We start from the raw sequence: 15,396 nt of genomic DNA, 5'->3' as shown, positions 1-15,396 counted from the left end.
AGAGGCAGCGCCTGCCCATCGGCCATGGCCGCCTGTGCTGCACATACCTACTTAAGAGTCTAGAATTTCCCCATGAGCCTGAACCACCATCCCGCACTGACACCGGAGCTGCTGACACGTTACGACGTTCCCGGCCCCCGCTATACCTCCTACCCGACAGCCGACCGCTTTGTCGAGACCTTTGGGGAGCCGGACTACATGGCGGCGCTGGAGCAGCGCCACAATTCGCGTCCGGCTCATGCGCTGCCACTATCGCTGTATGTCCACGTGCCGTTCTGCGAGTCGCTCTGCTATTACTGTGCCTGCAACAAGATCATCACCAAGCACAAGGAACGCGGTATCGAATACCTGGCCTACCTGCAGCGCGAGATCGACCTGCACGTGGCGAGGCTGGGAGCAGGTCAGGCGATTTCCCAGCTGCACTTTGGTGGCGGCACGCCGACTTTTCTGGATGACGAGCACCTGACCAGGCTGATGGACATGATCCGCAAGGCCTTTACGCTGGTGCCGGGCGGCGAGTATTCGATCGAGGTCGATCCGCGCACGGTGGATGTGGCGCGGCTGAAGACACTGCATGCACTGGGCTTCAATCGCCTGAGTTTTGGCGTGCAGGATTTTGATCCGCAGGTGCAAAAGGCGGTGCATCGCATCCAGCCGGCCGACCAGGTGTTTGCATTGGCCAGGGCAGCGCGCGAGATCGGTTTCGATTCGATCAACGCCGACCTGATCTACGGCCTGCCGATGCAGAGCGCGGCCTCGTTTGCACGGACGCTGGAGCAGATCCGCGAGCTGCGTCCGGACCGGATTGCGCTGTACGCCTATGCGCATTTGCCGGAGCGCTTCAAGCCGCAGCGCCGCATTGATGCCTATACCTTGCCCACCGGAGCCGAGAAGGTGCAGATGCTGGCGCAGTCGCTCAAGGCCTTCGAGGAGGCCGGTTATGTGTATGTCGGCATGGACCACTTTGCACTGCCCGGAGATGCGCTGGCGATCGCCAAGCAGCAAGGGCGCCTGCACCGCAACTTTCAGGGGTACAGCACGCAGCCGGACTGCGATCTGATCGGTCTGGGCGTTTCGGCGATTGGCCGTATTGGCGCTACCTACAGCCAGAATGCCAAGACGCTCGAGGCGTATTACGACGCCCTGGAGCGTGGCCACTTCCCGGTGGTGCGTGGCCTGACGCTGAGCAGTGACGATCTGGTGCGTCGCAGCGTGATCATGGCCATCATGTGCCAGGGCGAGCTGTGGTTCGAGTCGGTCGAGCGGGCGTATCCGACGATCCGCTTCCGCGAGTATTTTGCGCGCGAGCTGGAGATGCTGCAGGAGAAGGAGCGCGAGGGCATGGTACAGCTGACCGACCAGGGCATCACGGTGACCGGGCAGGGCTGGTATTTCGTGCGCGGCATTGCCATGGTGTTTGACAAATACCTGCAGGATGCGCGCTCGCGCACCAAATTCTCTAAAATCATCTGATACCTGCCACGGGGGCAGGAACCGGGCATGCGCAGCCAGGCTGCAGGCGTGCCAGCAACAGGCCTGCCGGCAGTTCAGGCAGACCGGATGAGGATACGTTCATGCAGACTTCTATGGCGATCACGGCCCTGCTGATGGGTTTGGCAGGGGGGCCGCACTGCATTGCCATGTGCGGGGCTGCCTGTGCCGGTATTGGCTATACGGCAGGCGAGCAGCAGGGCAAGCAGACAATGGCGATGGGCCTGTTCCAGCTGGGGCGGGTGATCGGCTATGCCACTCTGGGCGCTGTCGCAGCGGCCACCATCCAGGCGCTGGGCTGGTTGACCACGCAGAGTGCCGCCTTGCGCCCGGTCTGGACCATGGTGCATATTGCCGCCCTGTTGCTGGGCCTGGTGCTGCTGGTGCAGGCGCGTCAGCCGGCCTGGCTGGAGCGTTCGGCACGCCGTGTCTGGGAAAAGGTGAAGGCGCTGCAGCGCAAGGGTGGCGTGGCCGGCCCGGTGCTCGTTGGCATGCTGTGGGCGCTATTGCCATGTGGCCTGCTGTATTCAGCGCTGCTGGTGGCGGCCCTGACCGGTGAGCCGCTGCAGGGGGCTGCCGTGATGGCGCTGTTCGTGCTGGGTACCAGCGTGTCGCTGATGGCCGGTCCCTGGCTGCTGTTGCGCATGAAGCACCTGGGTTGGGGCAATGGCCAGTGGGGCGTGCGTCTGGCGGGTCTGGCGCTGGCGGTAAGCGCTGGCGTGGCCCTGTACATGGGTCTGGTGCACGACCAGGCGCCCTGGTGCTGATGCGCTGAATGCTGGCAGCTGTGGCGCTGCCTGTCCGGTGAAAAAACGGACGGCCTGCAGTTTGTGCTGCAGGCCGTTGCTTATGGAAGGGATGTCTGGGCGTTGGAGGTCAGCTGCTCAGCAGCTGCAGGCCCTTGATCAGCATGCTGATGGCCAGACCGGTCAGGATCAGGGCAAACACGCGCTTGAGCGTCTTGACCGGCAGGGCGTGGGCGGTACGGGCACCTACCGGAGCCATCAGCACGCTGCAGGAAGCGATGCAGACCAGGGCCGGAAGCCAGACATAGCCGACCGAGTAGGCTGGCAGCGCAGGGGCATTCCAGCCACTGATGATGTAGCCGATCACGTTGAAGATGGCGATCGGGAATCCCAGCGCAGAACTGGTGGCCACGGCATTGTGGATCGGCACGTTGTGCCAGGCCATGAAAGGGACACTGAGGAAGCCGCCGCCGGCACCGAGCAGGCCGGAAAGAAAGCCGATGACGCCACCGGCTGCCACCTGGCCAGCCGGACCGGGCATCTGCCGTGTGGGCTTGGGCTTGCGGTCGAAGAACATCTGGCCGCCGGCAAAGATGACCAGCACGCCGAAGATGATGGACAGCCAGGCCCCCTTGAGCAGGGCAAACACGCCGATGCTGACAATCAGGGCACCGAGCATGATGCCCGGTGCGATGCCCTTGACCAGATCCCAGCGGACCTTGCCATGCTTGTGGTGGGCACGCACCGAGGAAATGGACGTGAAGATGATGGTGGCCATGGAAGTGGCAATGGCCATCTTGACGGCCAGCTGGCTGTCTACGCCACGGCTGGTCAGGATCCAGGTGATGAAGGGGACCAGCACCATGCCGCCTCCGACGCCCAGCAAACCCGCCATGAAGCCACCCAGCAGGCCCAGCATGGCGAGCTGGGCAATCGTTATCGGTTCCAGAATCATGGCTGGAATTGTAAGGCTTGGGGGGAGGGGTGCGCGTCGTGGGGAGATAAGGGTCTGCAGCATGCCATGACCGTCATCCTGAACGGAGGGGTTCAGGTGGGCAAGGGCAGCAAGGCCGTGGGTTCATCTGACGCGAGATGATCACGCTGGCCAGGCAATGTACCAAGCCCGGGCTCTATGAGCATTGGTTCAAGGAAATATAAAGCCATGACCGCTGCAGACGAGTCCATTGTAGGCCGATCAGGGCCGGCTGGGGTGTCAGCTTTGTAAAAATATGCCCGCGCAGCCCACATGGGCCTGCACGGGCCTGTGCCGGTGCGGATTGTCAGATCAGGCGACCATCTTCTGCCAGGGCTTCGTCCATGCGGGCCATCAGGGCCTGCAGACGGGCCTGGGCCTGCAGCTGTTCTTCGTCCGGGAGGCCATCCCCGCTGACGGCCAGCGGCAGGGTCTGGGTCTGGACCTGCTGTTCCTGCTGGATCATGTCGAAAGCCAGGTTGAGGGCTGCCAGCACGGCAATGCGTTCACGGGCGCGGATCTTGCCGGCATCGCGGATGCGGCACATGGCGGCATCGACACGGGCCACGGCTTCGTTCATCTGGGCTTCGGAATCGTCCGGGCAGGCCAGCACATAGGCCTGGCCCATGATGGATTTTTCGAGTTGCTTCATGGCTTAGTCCTTGGCCGGATCGTCGTTGACCGAGTTGTGCAGGCCCCAGGCGGCCAGCGGTGCGGAGCTGCCGGCAGACTGCAGCGGCTGCGCCGGATCGACCGATTGCAGTCGTGTCAGCAGCACATCCACGCGCGAACGGGCGGCGGCCAGGCGGGACTTGAGCGAGTCGCGCTCCTGGCTGATTTCCTGCAGCTGTTGTTGCAACAGGCTGTTGGTCTTCTGCAGCTCCTGGTAGCGCAGCAGCATGCGTTCCATGCGGTCGGCCACATGGTCGAGGGAGATCGGGGAGACAGGAGTGTTCATGGCAGCTGATCGCATGAAAAGAGGTGGTGGCAAGCCGGGGCAGACCCACCATTGTAGATGATGCGTTCCGCCTTGTCGGCAGCGGCCGGGGTGGCGTAGCCGGCTTGACGGGATTTGTCCGCGTTTGCTTTTACAATGGAAGGATTGCTGGTGCCCCGGCGGCCGTTCCGGCCAGGGGCTTCAACGGGAAGCAGGAGGAGGGCCGCAGGCCTGTCCGCAGCCTGCGCTGCCCCCGCAACGGTGAACGGCGTCGCCTTCAGGGCGACAGCAACTGCGCAAATGCCACTGGCTCAGGCCGGGAAGGTGCCACTTGCCTGCCGTCAGCCCGGAGACCGGCCAGCAAGGGGGTGTCGCATTGTGCCGGCACCATGTCGGATGCCGCAGCGGGGTGGACTGCAGGCACCCTGAGTACGGAATCTTCTCTCTCATGCCCTGGCTGGCCTTCCCTGAACCTGTTGCGAGTATCCGGCTGCAGCCCTGTGGCGGCAACTGCGTGCGCACGGCGGGGGTACCGGCATGAGAGCGCATCACGAACTGATTCTGGGCGGCCAGAAATCGGGCAAGACAGTGCGCGCCGAGCAGCTGGCGGCGCAGTGGCTGGCGGCAGATGCCGCGCACCGCGCGCTCTACCTGGCAACGGCCCGGCCATGGGATGCCGAGATGCAGACACGCATCTTGCGTCACCAGCAGGAGCGCGCGCGCCGTGTACCGGGCATGGAAACCTTGCAGATGCCCGCTGGCAGCCGCAGCCTGCCGGTGGCGGAACTGCTGCAGCAGCATGCCGCGCCCGGGACGGCCATCGTGCTGGACTGCCTGACGCTGTGGCTGACGCAGCAGCTGATGCCGCTGGATGGCGAATCGGCCAACGCGGTGCAGGCCGAGCAGGCGATCCACCAGTTGCTGCAGGCCATGCGCGACTATCCGGGGCCGCTGTATATCGTGAGCAATGAAATCGGCCTGGGCGTGATTCCGCTGGGACGCGAAACGCGTGCCTTTGTGGACAGCCTGGGCCGCCTGAACCAGCGCGTGGCCGCTGACTGCAGCCACGTCACGCTGATGGCTGCCGGCCTGCCGCTGACCCTGAAATCGACCGACTAGCAGCGCAAGGAGCTGACCATGCAAATCGAAGAACCCCCCAAGGACAAGCCCTACGAGACGCCGGAAGGCGAGCGTCGTGGCCTGCTGATCATCAATACCGGCGACGGCAAGGGCAAGAGCACGGCGGCATTCGGCCTGGCACTGCGTGCCAGTGGCCGTGGCAAGAATGTGAAGATCTACCAGTTCATGAAGGTCCCGAGCGCGCGCTTTGGCGAACATCGCAGCTTCGAGAAACTGGGCGTGCCGGTGGAAGGCCTGGGAGACGGCTTCAGCTGGAAGAGCCAGGATCTGGAACGTTCGGCGCAGCTGGCGCGCGATGGCTGGGCCAGGGCCAAGGCCTCGATCCTGAGTGGCGAACACTTCCTGGTGGTGTGTGACGAGATCACCTATCCGCTGGTGTATGGCTGGCTGGACCTGCAGGATGTGCTGGAAACGCTGCGCAATCGTCCCAAGGAGGTGCATGTCTGCCTGACCGGTCGCCGCTGCCCGCAGGAGATTGTCGATCTGGCGGATACCGTGACCGAGATGCGTCCGGTCAAGCACGCGTTTGATGCCGGCATTCCGGCGCAACGTGGCATCGAGGACTGAGTTGACCAGCCGACACGAGTTCGCCTATCCGGAGGCCGAGCGCGAGGCGATTTACCGCGTGATCGCGCAGCGACGCGACATGCGGCACTTTGTGCCTGGCAGCACGGTGGAGCCGGAGGTGCTGCAGCGTCTGCTGCAGGCAGCGCATTGGGGGCCGAGCGTGGGATTCATGCAGCCCTGGCGCTTTATCCGCATCACCGATGGCGGTCTGCGTACACAGCTGCATGCCGTGGTCGAGCGCGAACGCATCGAGACGGCGCGGGCGTTGGGCCAGCGCGAGGAAGAGTTCATGCGGCTCAAGGTCGAAGGCCTGCTGGAAGCGGCTGAATTGCTGGCCGTGTGCCTGGCCGATGGCCGCGAGCAGCATGTGTTTGGCCGCCGCACCATGCCGTACATGGATATTGCCTCGGTGGCCTGCGCGCTGCAGAATATGTGGCTTGCGGCACGGGCCGAGGGACTGGGCGTGGGCTGGGTGTCGCTGTTTGACCCCGAAGAAGTCGCGCAGCTGCTGCAGCTGCCGCCCGGAGCCAGCCCGCTGGCACTGGTCTGCCTGGGCCCGGTACCGGCCTTTTACGATGAACCCATGCTGCAGCAGGAGCGCTGGGCCCAGCGCATGCCGCTGGCCGACGTGGTGTTCGAAAACGGCTGGGGACAGCCGGAAACCCGTCAGCCGCCGGAGGGCGGCACCGCGTCAGAAACCTGAACGCGGTTTTCAGAACAATGAGCGATATGCAACAGACAACAGGAGCCACCATGCTGGATACAGCCACGACGACCCACAACCCTTCCAGCTGCCACGGTACGGCCGAGCAGAGCGTGCACTTCTGCGTGCCGCGCAGCCAGCAGCCGCAACCGGCCAGCACCAATCGCTGGGCCATCGAGGATATCGAGGCGCTGTTTGCGCTGCCGTTCCCGGAGCTGATGTTCCGTGCGCAGCAGGTACACCGCGAGCATTTCGATCCGGCCGAGGTGGAATTCGCCACGCTGCTGTCGATCAAGACCGGTGGCTGCCCGGAGGATTGCGGTTACTGCCCGCAGTCGGTGCACCATGACACCCCGGTCGAAGCCACCAAACTGATGGAGGCCGATGCCGTGCGTGAAGCGGCCGAAAAGGCCAAGGCGGCCGGTGCCACGCGCTTCTGCATGGGGGCCGCCTGGCGCGCTCCCAAGGACCGCGACATCGAGAATGTGGTGACGCTGATCAGGACGGTCAAGGAAGTGGGCCTGGAAGCCTGCTGCACGCTGGGCATGCTGACGAAAGAGCATGCAGCCGAGCTGAAGGAGGCCGGCCTGGACTACTACAACCACAACCTGGACACGGCACCCGAGAACTACGGCAACATCATCACCACGCGTGACTACCAGGATCGCCTGGACACGCTGGAGAACGTGCGCAACGTGGGCGTGAGCGTATGCAGTGGCGGCATCATCGGCATGGGCGAGAACCGCCGCCAGCGTGCCGAACTGGTGGGCCAGCTGGCCAATCTGCATCCGCACTACCCGGACAGCGTGCCGATCAACAACCTGGTGAAGGTGGAAGGCACGCCGCTGGCCGAGGTGGACGACATTGATCCGCTGGAGTTCGTGCGCATGATCGCCGTGGCGCGCATCACCATGCCCAAGGCGCGCGTACGCCTGTCGGCGGGCCGTACCGCCATGGCCGATACCATGCAGGCGATGTGCTTCATGGCGGGCGCCAACTCGATCTTCTATGGCGAGAAGCTGCTGACCACCGGCAACCCGGATGTGGAGGCCGACATGCAGCTGATCGAGCGCCTCGGCATGCGCGCCGGCAAGCAGCAGGCCTGATCGGGAAGATGCTGGAGTGGCTGGCCAGCAGCGTGCTGGCCGTACTGGTGGCCTGGCTGATCGATCTGTGGCTGGGGGAGCCTTCGCCGCGCTGGCATCCGGTGGTATGGATCGGGCACTACTTGCAGCGTGCCGGTGACTGGTTGCAATCCGGGGTGCGCACCGGGGGCGAGGACTGGTTCTCGTTCTGGCGTGGTGCGGCAGCCTGGGGGCTGGGCGCGTTGCTGGTGCTGCTGGTGGCAGGAACGCTGCAATGGCTGCTGTCCTGGCTGCCCTGGACCTGGGCCGGCGTGTTGCTGGGCGTGTTGCTGAAACCGCTGTTTTCCTGGCGCATGCTGACCGATGAGGTGGCGGCAGTGGAGACGGCACTGGAGCAGTCGCTGCACGATGGCCAGCAGCAGCTGGCGCGTATCGTCAGCCGTGACGTGACGGTGCTGGATGCAGTGCAGGTGCGCGAGAGCGCGCTGGAAAGCCTGTCGGAAAACCTCAATGATTCGGTGATTGCGCCGCTGTTCTGGTTCCTGTTGCTGGGTTTGCCGGGTGCGGCGCTGTTCCGTTTTGCCGATACCGCCGACTCCATGTGGGGCTATCGTGGTATCTATCGCGGGCGGCGCTGGGAGTGGGCCGGCAAGTGGGCGGCACGTGCGGATGATGTGCTGGCCTGGTTGCCGGCACGCCTGACTGGCATCGGCCTGCTGCTGGCTGCCTGGCCGCGCCGCCTGCGCCTGTCGGTCTTGCGGCGCGAGGCGGCACAAACGCCATCGCCCAACAGTGGCTGGCCGATGGCGGCGATGGCATTGGGGCTGGATGTGCAGCTGCGCAAGCCCGGTGTCTATACCCTGCATGCGGCCGGTGCGCAGGCGCAGCCCGGCCATGTGCCGCAGGCGATCCGGTTGGCGCAGCGTGCCGTGGCGATGGTGCTGCCGGGGCTGGTGGGCCTGGCCTGGCTGACAGGAATCTTGACATGACGATACGGGAAGATGCGCTGCCGGTGCATGGTGGCAGCGATGCGCTGGGGGCGGCGCGCTGGGATTTTTCGACCAACAGCAACGCCAGCGGGCCTTGTCCGCAGGTGGTGCAGGCGCTGGCGCAGACGGATGCCACACGCTACCCGGATCCGGCCTATGTGGCCTTGCGCCAACAGCTGGCCGATCACCATGGCGTGGCCGTGGAGCGTGTGCTGGTGGGCGTGAGTGGCAGCGAGCTGATTGCGCGCATCACCGCCTGCGTGGCGGCACAGCAGCCGCAGGCGCGCGTCTGGATGCCGCCACACCACTATGGTGATTACGCCACGCAGGCCATGCTGCACGGCCTGCAGCGCAGTGGCACGCTGGCACAGGCCGATCTGGTCTGGCTGTGTGCGCCCGGCAGTCCGCTGGGGCAGGACATGGCCTGTCCGGACGACTGGGCACAGCTGCCGCCGCAGGCGACCGTGGTACTGGATTGCGCCTATGCCCCCTTGCAGCTGGAAGGAGCGGGGCGGCTGGCCGACTGGCTGGAGCGTGATCGCGTCTGGCAGATCTGGACGCCGAACAAATCGCTCGGATTGTGTGGCGTGCGTGCGGCCTATGTGATTGCGCCGGGCATCGCCTCGGTGCAGCAACTGCAGGCGATGTGGTGGCGTGCGCCGTCCTGGCCGCTGGGGGCGCATGGCGTGGCCTTGCTGCAGGCCTGGTGCGAACCGGCCGTGCAGGACTGGCTGGCGGCATCGCTAGAGACCTTGCGTGACTGGAAGCAGCAGCAACTGGCGCTGCTGCAGGGACTGGGCTGGCAGTGCCTGCCCAGCCTGACGAATTTTCTGCTGTGCCAGCCCGCAGCGCAGGTAATGGGCTGGGACGCGATGCTGCAGGCCTTGCGTGCCGAAGGCATCAAGCTGCGTGATTGTGCCAGTTTCGGCTTGCCCGGCCATGTGCGCTTGTGCGTGCACGAGCCTGCAGCACAGCAGGCCCTGCAGCAGATCTGGTTGCGCCTGCAGGAGGTATCGGCATGAAGACCCTGGCACCTTGCGTGATGGTACTGGGCTGTACCAGCGGGGCCGGCAAGAGCTGGCTGGCAGCGGCGTTGTGCCGCTTTTATGCGCGGCAGGGGCTGAAGGTGGCCCCGTTCAAGGCGCAGAACATGAGCAACAACGCGCGCGTGGTTGCGGGTGGCGAGATCGGCAGTGCGCAGTATTTCCAGGCGCTGGCGGCCGGCGTGGAGCCGGAGGTGCGCATGAACCCGTTGCTGCTCAAGCCCGAAGCTGATACGCGCAGCCAGGTGGTGCTGCTCGGGCAGGTGGATCAGGCGCTGGGCGCCATGCCCTGGCACGAGCGCAAGCAGCACGTCTGGCCGCCGATTGCCGCCGCGCTGCACGATTTGCGTGTCAGCCATGATCTGGTGGTGATCGAGGGGGCTGGCTCGCCGGCCGAGATCAACCTGATGGCCACCGATGTGGTGAACTTGCGCGTGGCACGAGAGGCCGATGCCGCCTGCCTGCTGCTGGCCGATATCGATCGGGGCGGGGCGTTTGCCCATCTGTACGGTACCTGGGCCTTGTTGCCCGAGGAGGATCGCCAGCGCATCCGCGGCTTTGTGCTGAACAAGTTCCGTGGCGATGCCGCCCTGCTGGAGCCGGCACCGCAGATGCTGCAGCAGCTGACTGGCGTGCCGGTGCTGGGTACGCTGCCGATGTGGCGTGACCATGGTCTGCCGGAAGAGGATGGCGTGTTTGACGACAGCAGCCGCGGCCGTGCCGACGACAGCAGCGTGCGTATCGCCATCATCGCCTATCCGCGTCTGAGCAATCTGGATGAGTTCGAGCCCTTGCGCCAGCTGCCGGGAGTGCACCTGCGCTGGGTGCGCGATGCCGCCGCGCTGGCCGACTGGCGTGCGCAGGACTGGATCATCCTGCCGGGCAGCAAGCACACCATGGCCGATCTGCAGTGGCTGCGCGAGCAGAAGCTGGATGCGGCGATTTGCGGCCATGCGGCGCGCGGTGGCCGCGTGCTGGGCATCTGCGGCGGCCTGCAGATGCTGGGTGAAGCCGTGATCGACATGGAAGGCGTGGAAGGCCTCCAGCAGATTGGTGGTGGCAGCGCACCGGGCCTGGGGCTGCTGCCGCTGGTGACGGTGTTCGAGGCGCAGAAGACGGTGCGCCGATCGCAAGGGCGGTTTGCCGATGCCGTGCCGGGTGCCTGGCAACCGCTGTCCGGGCTGCCGGCGCAGGGTTACGAAATTCACATGGGGCGTACGGCCGAACATCCGGCGATGGTACGGGCCGGCCATGTGGCGCAAGTGGTGCTGCACGGGGCAGATGGCGAGGCGATGGGCTGGATCAATGGCACGGCCACGGCGCAGATACCGCAACCGGGCCAGATCCTCGGCCTGTACCTGCATGGCTTGCTGGAACAGCCGGCCGTGACGCAGGCGTTGCTGGGTAGCGCACCGCCGCCGCTGGATCAGGTATTGGAACGCATGGCCGATTTCGTCGGGCTGCACCTGGGGCGGGATGCGCTGCTGGCGCTGGCAGGAGTAGACTGTGGCCCTGATGACCAGCTGCATGGTGCGGCCGGCATGGCTGTTTCCGAGACCATGATCCCTGATACCGAATCCCCTGTTTTCGTGCTTGACTGCGATGGCCTGGAAGACGAGAAGGCCTTCTGGCAGCGCTACCTGCAGCTGACACAGCCGGAGGGCGCACACGCGTTTGGCTGCAATCTGGATGCCTTCTGGGATGCGTTGTCGGCGCAGGGTCCGGGCTATCCCGGCCCGTGTACGCTGCGCGTGGTGAACACCGAGGCGATCCAGGGTTGGCGTGCCGGCGGTTTCCTGATGGCGCTGGAAGACATGGCGGCCGAGTTGCCCGCGGGCCATGCGGTGCAGCTGGAGCTGGTCGCTGCCGAGTGAGGATGCCGATGCACGATACCGATTTTTTCCCCGGGATTGCCGATCTGGACAACCCGCAGCTGCAGGCTGAACTGCAGGCCGTGAACGATGCCAAGACCAAGCCGCAGGGCTCGCTGGGACGGCTGGAAGAACTGGCGTTGCAGCTGGGCCGCATTCTGGGCACGACGCGTCCGGTGCTGGTGCAGCCGCAGATGGTGGTCTGCGCCGGCGACCATGGCCTGGTGAAGCGCGGCGTGTCGGCCTATCCGCAGGACGTGACCTGGCAGATGGTGGAAAACTTTCTGGCCGATGGCGCGGCGGTGAGCGTGATGGCGCGCCAACACGGCATCGACCTGACGGTGGTGGATTGCGGCGTGGCGCATGATTTTGCCCCGCGCCACCGGCTGCAGGTGCGCAAGATTGCCTACGGCACGCAGGACTGCCTGGCTGGCCCGGCGATGACGCGCGAACAATGCCTGCAGGCGATCCGCAATGGCATGGAACTGGTGCAGGCGCTGCCGGGCAATGTGCTGATGCTGGGCGAGATGGGCATTGGCAACACCTCGGCGGCCACGCTGATCCTGACGCGCCTGCTCGGTGCTCCCCTGATCAATGCGACCGGTCCGGGGACCGGCCTGGATCAGGCCGGCGTGCAGCGCAAGCTGGAGGTGCTGCAGCAGGTGCTGGATGCGCATCCGGATGCGGTGCAGCCGCTGGATGTGTTGGCCGCGTTTGGCGGTTTCGAGATCGCCACCATGACCGGAGCCATGCTGCAGGCAGCGGCCGAGCGGCGCGTGATTCTGGTTGATGGCGTGATCGTCAGTTCGGCGCTGCTGGTGGCCTCGCGCATTGCGCCGCAGGTGCTGCAGCGCTGCGTGTATGCGCACCGCTCCGGCGAGCCGGGCCACCAGCTGATCCTGGATGCGCTGCATGCGCGTCCGCTGCTGGACTGGGGCATGCGTCTGGGCGAAGGCTCAGGCGCAGTGATTGCCTGGCCACTGCTGGAATCGGCCTGTGTCATGCTGCGTGACATGGCCAGCTTTTCCAGCGCCGGCGTGGCCGAAAAATCGGCCTGAGTGTCCCGCGCTGTCGTTCGTGTAGGACGACACGCCACTGCCGGGTGGGATGTGCGCGCGATTCGTGGCGCAGCTGCTTGCAGACCGGGCGGCGGGGCACATAATGGTTTCGTCCTCGTGCTGCAGCGGTCTGATCCGTAGCATGTCAGGCAGCACGGTACCCCAACCTGAAGGAGATTCCCATGCGCAAGAGCACTTTCCGATCCCTGGCCACGGCCACCCTGATTGCCGCAGGTGGCCTGAGCCTGGCGGCCTGTACCACCACCCAGCAGCACCAGCAACCGACTTCGGCGACCGAGCGCGCCTCGATCGATTCGGCAACGTCTGCGGCGCTGACCCGCCTGTACAACACGGTGCCGGGCTCTGCCGAACTGGTGGCCAAGTCGGCCGGTGTGCTGGTGTTCCCGTCTGTGGTGGGTGGCAGCTTCGTGATTGGCGCTGACCATGGCAAGGGCGAGCTGCTGGTGGGCGGCAAGAACGCCGGTTATTACAGCACCACCTCGGCCTCCATTGGTCTGCAGGCCGGTGCCAGCTCCAAGGCCGTGATCTACGTGTTCAACACGCAGGAATCGCTGGCCAAGTTCCGCGCCAGCAATGGCTGGACGGTAGGCGCCGATGCGACCGTGGCGGTGGCGACCGTGGGAGCCAATGGCTCGATCGATACGCAGACCATCCAGGCGCCAGTGGTGAGCTTTGTCATGAACAACGCCGGCGTGGATGCGGGCGTGTCGCTGCAGGGCTCCAAGATCAGCCGTATCCATCCCTGATGCGGCCTGACCGGTTCGTCCGGGCCGGTCGTGCACCTGTCTGCCAGGGCCTGTATCGCAAGATGCAGGCCCTGGCTACTTCTTGGCCATGGTCTTGGGCTTGTAGTCGCAGAACGGGGCCACGCTGCAGCGCCAGCACTCGGGCGTGCGTGCCTTGCAGACATAGCGTCCGTGCAGGATCAGCCAGTGGTGGGCGTGCAGCAGGAACTCTTTCGGGATGCGCCTGAGCAGTTTCTTCTCGACCTCCAGAACGGTCTTGCCCGGTGCCAGGCCGGTGCGGTTGCCGACCCGGAAGATATGCGTATCGACGGCCATGGTCGGCTCGCCAAAGGCCACGTTGAGCACCACGTTGGCGGTCTTGCGGCCCACGCCCGGCAGCTTTTCGAGCGCTTCGCGCGTGCGCGGCACCTCGCCGGCGTGTTCATCCAACAGGATGCGACAGGTCTGCATGATGTGCCTGGCCTTGCTGCGGTACAGGCCGATCGTCTTGATGTAGCTCTCCAGCACTTCCAGGCCCAGATCCAGGATCGCCTGCGGCGTGTTGGCCACCGGGTAGAGCAGGCGCGTGGCCTTGTTGACGCCGATGTCGGTGGCCTGCGCACTCAGCAGCACGGCGATCAGCAGCTCGAACGGCGTGTCGTATGCGAGCTCGGTTTCCGGCTCGGGATTGGCGGCTTGCAGGGTGCTGAAGAAGGAGACGATGGCTTCTTTTTTCATGGGGTGACGGGCTGGCGTATAGTTGCTCTTTTCAGAATCACCGATTGTGGCATGGCCGCCCGAATCCGTGCGTCATGCCGTTTCAAGGAGAACCCCGTGCAATTTGCCCAACGCCTGCAACACTGTGAAACGTCGGCTATCCGCGAGCTGTTCAAGCTGCTTGGCAAGCCGGGCATCATCAGCTTTGCCGGGGGCTTTCCGGATCCGGGCCTGTTTGATGTGGATGGCCTGCGTGCCGCCAGTGTGGATGCGCTGGCGCATTGGCCGGGCGCGGCGCTGCAGTACGGAGCCACGGAAGGCTTTGGTCCGCTGAAGGAGCAGATTGCGCTCTACAGCGCCAACAAGAGCGCACCGCTGCAGGAGCAGGACTTTATCGTCACCACTGGCAGCCAGCAGGCACTCGACCTGATCGGCAAGTGCCTGATCACGCCCGGCGACAAGGTGATTGTCGAAGGGCCGACCTTTCTGGCCACCATCCAGTGCTTCCGCCTCTATGGCGCTGAAGTCATCAGTGCGCCTATCGACGAGCAGGGCGTGCAGGTGGACGCGCTGGAACAGCTGATCTGCGAGCACCAGCCGAAGCTGGTCTACCTGATCCCCACCTTCGGCAACCCCAGCGGTGCCATGCTGTCGCTGGAGCGCCGCAAGCGCGTGCTGGAGCTGGCGGCACAGTACCAGGTGCTGGTGGTGGAGGATGATCCCTATGGCGACCTGTATTTCGATGCGCCACCGCCGCCCAGCCTGCTGGCGTTGAGCAAGGATGTGCCGGGCAGCCGCGACTGGCTGGCGCACTGCGGCAGCCTGAGCAAGATCCTGTCGCCCGGCCTGCGTCTGGGCTGGCTGGTGGGGCCGCCGGCGCTGCTGGCCAATGCCGTGATGTGCAAGCAGTTCAGCGACGCCAATACCAGCACCTATGCCCAGGCCACGGCCGCCGCCTACCTGCAGAGCAACCGCCTGCCGCAGGCGGTGACCCAGGTGCGCAAGGTCTATGCCGAACGCGCCGCCTGCATGGCCGAACAGCTGCGCACGCAGCTGGGCGATGCGGTCAGCTTTGTGCAGCCGGGAGGCGGCATGTTCTTCTGGGTGCGCCTGACCGGAGCACATGGTGGCGAGCGTGATGCCACTGCGTTTTCGCAGCGTGCCGTCGAACAACTGGTGGCCTTTGTGCCGGGTGCGCCGTTCTTTGCCGAAAATCCCGATGCCAGCTGTTTCCGCATGAGCTTTGCCACATCGGACCTGGAGCGGATTGCGGAAGGCATCGCGCGCATGGCACGCGCCCTGTAAGCAATTTTGGCGTGTTGGTTGCCGC

General features: G+C 65.2%; 16 protein-coding genes, 1 pseudogene and 1 riboswitch. Of the genes and pseudogenes, 13 read left to right on the top strand and 4 right to left on the bottom strand.

What is annotated here, in order from left to right; all coding sequences use genetic code 11:
- Positions 1 to 72: 72 nt before the first annotated feature.
- Both hemN and C513_RS0101465 read left to right on the top strand, forming a co-directional pair.
- Positions 73 to 1,473, top strand: a complete 1,401-nt coding sequence (hemN, locus tag C513_RS0101470; RefSeq protein WP_018714249.1) for an oxygen-independent coproporphyrinogen III oxidase — start codon at positions 73 to 75, stop codon at positions 1,471 to 1,473.
- A gap of 101 nt (positions 1,474 to 1,574) precedes the next feature.
- Positions 1,575 to 2,258 carry a sulfite exporter TauE/SafE family protein gene (locus C513_RS0101465; RefSeq protein ID WP_026320426.1) on the top strand — a complete coding sequence of 228 codons (684 nt, stop codon included), beginning with the start codon at positions 1,575 to 1,577 and terminating at the stop codon, positions 2,256 to 2,258.
- Between the two features lie 109 nt (positions 2,259 to 2,367).
- Here the strand turns inward: C513_RS0101465 and C513_RS0101460 are convergent, their stop codons facing one another.
- The 3 genes from C513_RS0101460 to C513_RS14080 form a co-directional block, all read right to left on the bottom strand.
- Positions 2,368 to 3,192 carry a sulfite exporter TauE/SafE family protein gene (locus tag C513_RS0101460; protein ID WP_033394735.1) on the bottom strand — a complete coding sequence of 275 codons (825 nt, stop codon included), beginning with the start codon at positions 3,190 to 3,192 and terminating at the stop codon, positions 2,368 to 2,370.
- 325 nt (positions 3,193 to 3,517) lie between these two features.
- On the bottom strand, positions 3,518 to 3,862 hold the full coding sequence (locus C513_RS0101455) for a cell division protein ZapA (RefSeq protein ID WP_018714246.1): 345 nt from the start codon (positions 3,860 to 3,862) through the stop codon (positions 3,518 to 3,520).
- 3 nt (positions 3,863 to 3,865) lie between these two features.
- A complete protein-coding gene (locus C513_RS14080; RefSeq protein ID WP_051084365.1) occupies positions 3,866 to 4,168 on the bottom strand; it encodes a hypothetical protein in 303 nt (100 codons plus the stop codon).
- Between the two features lie 131 nt (positions 4,169 to 4,299).
- A riboswitch (cobalamin riboswitch) is annotated at positions 4,300 to 4,523 on the top strand.
- A gap of 161 nt (positions 4,524 to 4,684) precedes the next feature.
- Here C513_RS14080 and C513_RS0101445 point away from each other — a divergent pair.
- From C513_RS0101445 to C513_RS0101405, 10 genes and pseudogenes are all read left to right on the top strand, one after another.
- Entirely contained in the window at positions 4,685 to 5,266 is a 582-nt protein-coding gene (locus C513_RS0101445) for a bifunctional adenosylcobinamide kinase/adenosylcobinamide-phosphate guanylyltransferase (protein WP_018714244.1), read from the top strand.
- A gap of 18 nt (positions 5,267 to 5,284) precedes the next feature.
- Complete coding sequence (cobO, locus tag C513_RS0101440) at positions 5,285 to 5,854, top strand: cob(I)yrinic acid a,c-diamide adenosyltransferase (protein WP_018714243.1); 570 nt, start codon at positions 5,285 to 5,287, stop codon at positions 5,852 to 5,854.
- 1 nt (position 5,855) lies between these two features.
- Complete coding sequence (bluB, locus tag C513_RS0101435) at positions 5,856 to 6,557, top strand: 5,6-dimethylbenzimidazole synthase (protein WP_018714242.1); 702 nt, start codon at positions 5,856 to 5,858, stop codon at positions 6,555 to 6,557.
- Between the two features lie 50 nt (positions 6,558 to 6,607).
- Positions 6,608 to 7,663, top strand: coding sequence for a biotin synthase BioB (gene bioB, locus C513_RS0101430; RefSeq protein WP_018714241.1), 1,056 nt, complete (start codon positions 6,608 to 6,610; stop codon positions 7,661 to 7,663).
- Positions 7,664 to 7,671: 8 nt separating this feature from the next.
- A complete protein-coding gene (gene cbiB, locus C513_RS0101425; protein WP_018714240.1) occupies positions 7,672 to 8,631 on the top strand; it encodes an adenosylcobinamide-phosphate synthase CbiB in 960 nt (319 codons plus the stop codon).
- Positions 8,628 to 9,653 (top strand): aminotransferase class I/II-fold pyridoxal phosphate-dependent enzyme, encoded by a 1,026-nt coding sequence (locus C513_RS0101420; protein ID WP_018714239.1) that lies wholly within the window; start codon positions 8,628 to 8,630, stop codon positions 9,651 to 9,653. Before cbiB ends, C513_RS0101420 begins: the two co-directional genes overlap by 4 nt.
- Positions 9,650 to 11,173 (top strand): annotated as a pseudogene (locus C513_RS12395) (cobyric acid synthase); the annotation flags it as partial. The gene C513_RS0101420 and the pseudogene C513_RS12395, both read left to right, overlap by 4 nt.
- Positions 11,174 to 11,215: 42 nt before the next feature.
- The gene (locus tag C513_RS14715) at positions 11,216 to 11,548 is read left to right on the top strand and encodes a barstar family protein (protein WP_425386756.1); all 333 of its coding nucleotides are present in this window, start codon (positions 11,216 to 11,218) and stop codon (positions 11,546 to 11,548) included.
- An 8-nt stretch (positions 11,549 to 11,556) separates the two neighbouring features.
- Positions 11,557 to 12,603, top strand: a complete 1,047-nt coding sequence (gene cobT, locus C513_RS0101410; protein WP_076342691.1) for a nicotinate-nucleotide--dimethylbenzimidazole phosphoribosyltransferase — start codon at positions 11,557 to 11,559, stop codon at positions 12,601 to 12,603.
- A 182-nt stretch (positions 12,604 to 12,785) separates the two neighbouring features.
- Complete coding sequence (locus C513_RS0101405; protein ID WP_018714236.1) at positions 12,786 to 13,370, top strand: BPSL1445 family SYLF domain-containing lipoprotein; 585 nt, start codon at positions 12,786 to 12,788, stop codon at positions 13,368 to 13,370.
- Positions 13,371 to 13,445: 75 nt separating this feature from the next.
- On the opposite strand, the gene nth is transcribed toward C513_RS0101405, so the two are convergent.
- Positions 13,446 to 14,087, bottom strand: a complete 642-nt coding sequence (gene nth, locus C513_RS0101400) for an endonuclease III (RefSeq protein ID WP_018714235.1) — start codon at positions 14,085 to 14,087, stop codon at positions 13,446 to 13,448.
- Between the two features lie 96 nt (positions 14,088 to 14,183).
- On the opposite strand from nth, the gene C513_RS0101395 reads away from it, so the two are divergent.
- On the top strand, positions 14,184 to 15,371 hold the full coding sequence (locus tag C513_RS0101395) for an aminotransferase-like domain-containing protein (RefSeq protein ID WP_018714234.1): 1,188 nt from the start codon (positions 14,184 to 14,186) through the stop codon (positions 15,369 to 15,371).
- Positions 15,372 to 15,396: the final 25 nt, after the last annotated feature.

Origin of the sequence: Allobrachymonas chironomi DSM 19884, assembly GCF_000374625.1 — a bacterium.
Classification (GTDB): domain Bacteria; phylum Pseudomonadota; class Gammaproteobacteria; order Burkholderiales; family Burkholderiaceae_C; genus Brachymonas; species Brachymonas chironomi.
The sequence above is the reverse complement of the archived record's forward strand: the minus strand, read 5'-3'. Positions and strand labels throughout refer to the sequence as shown.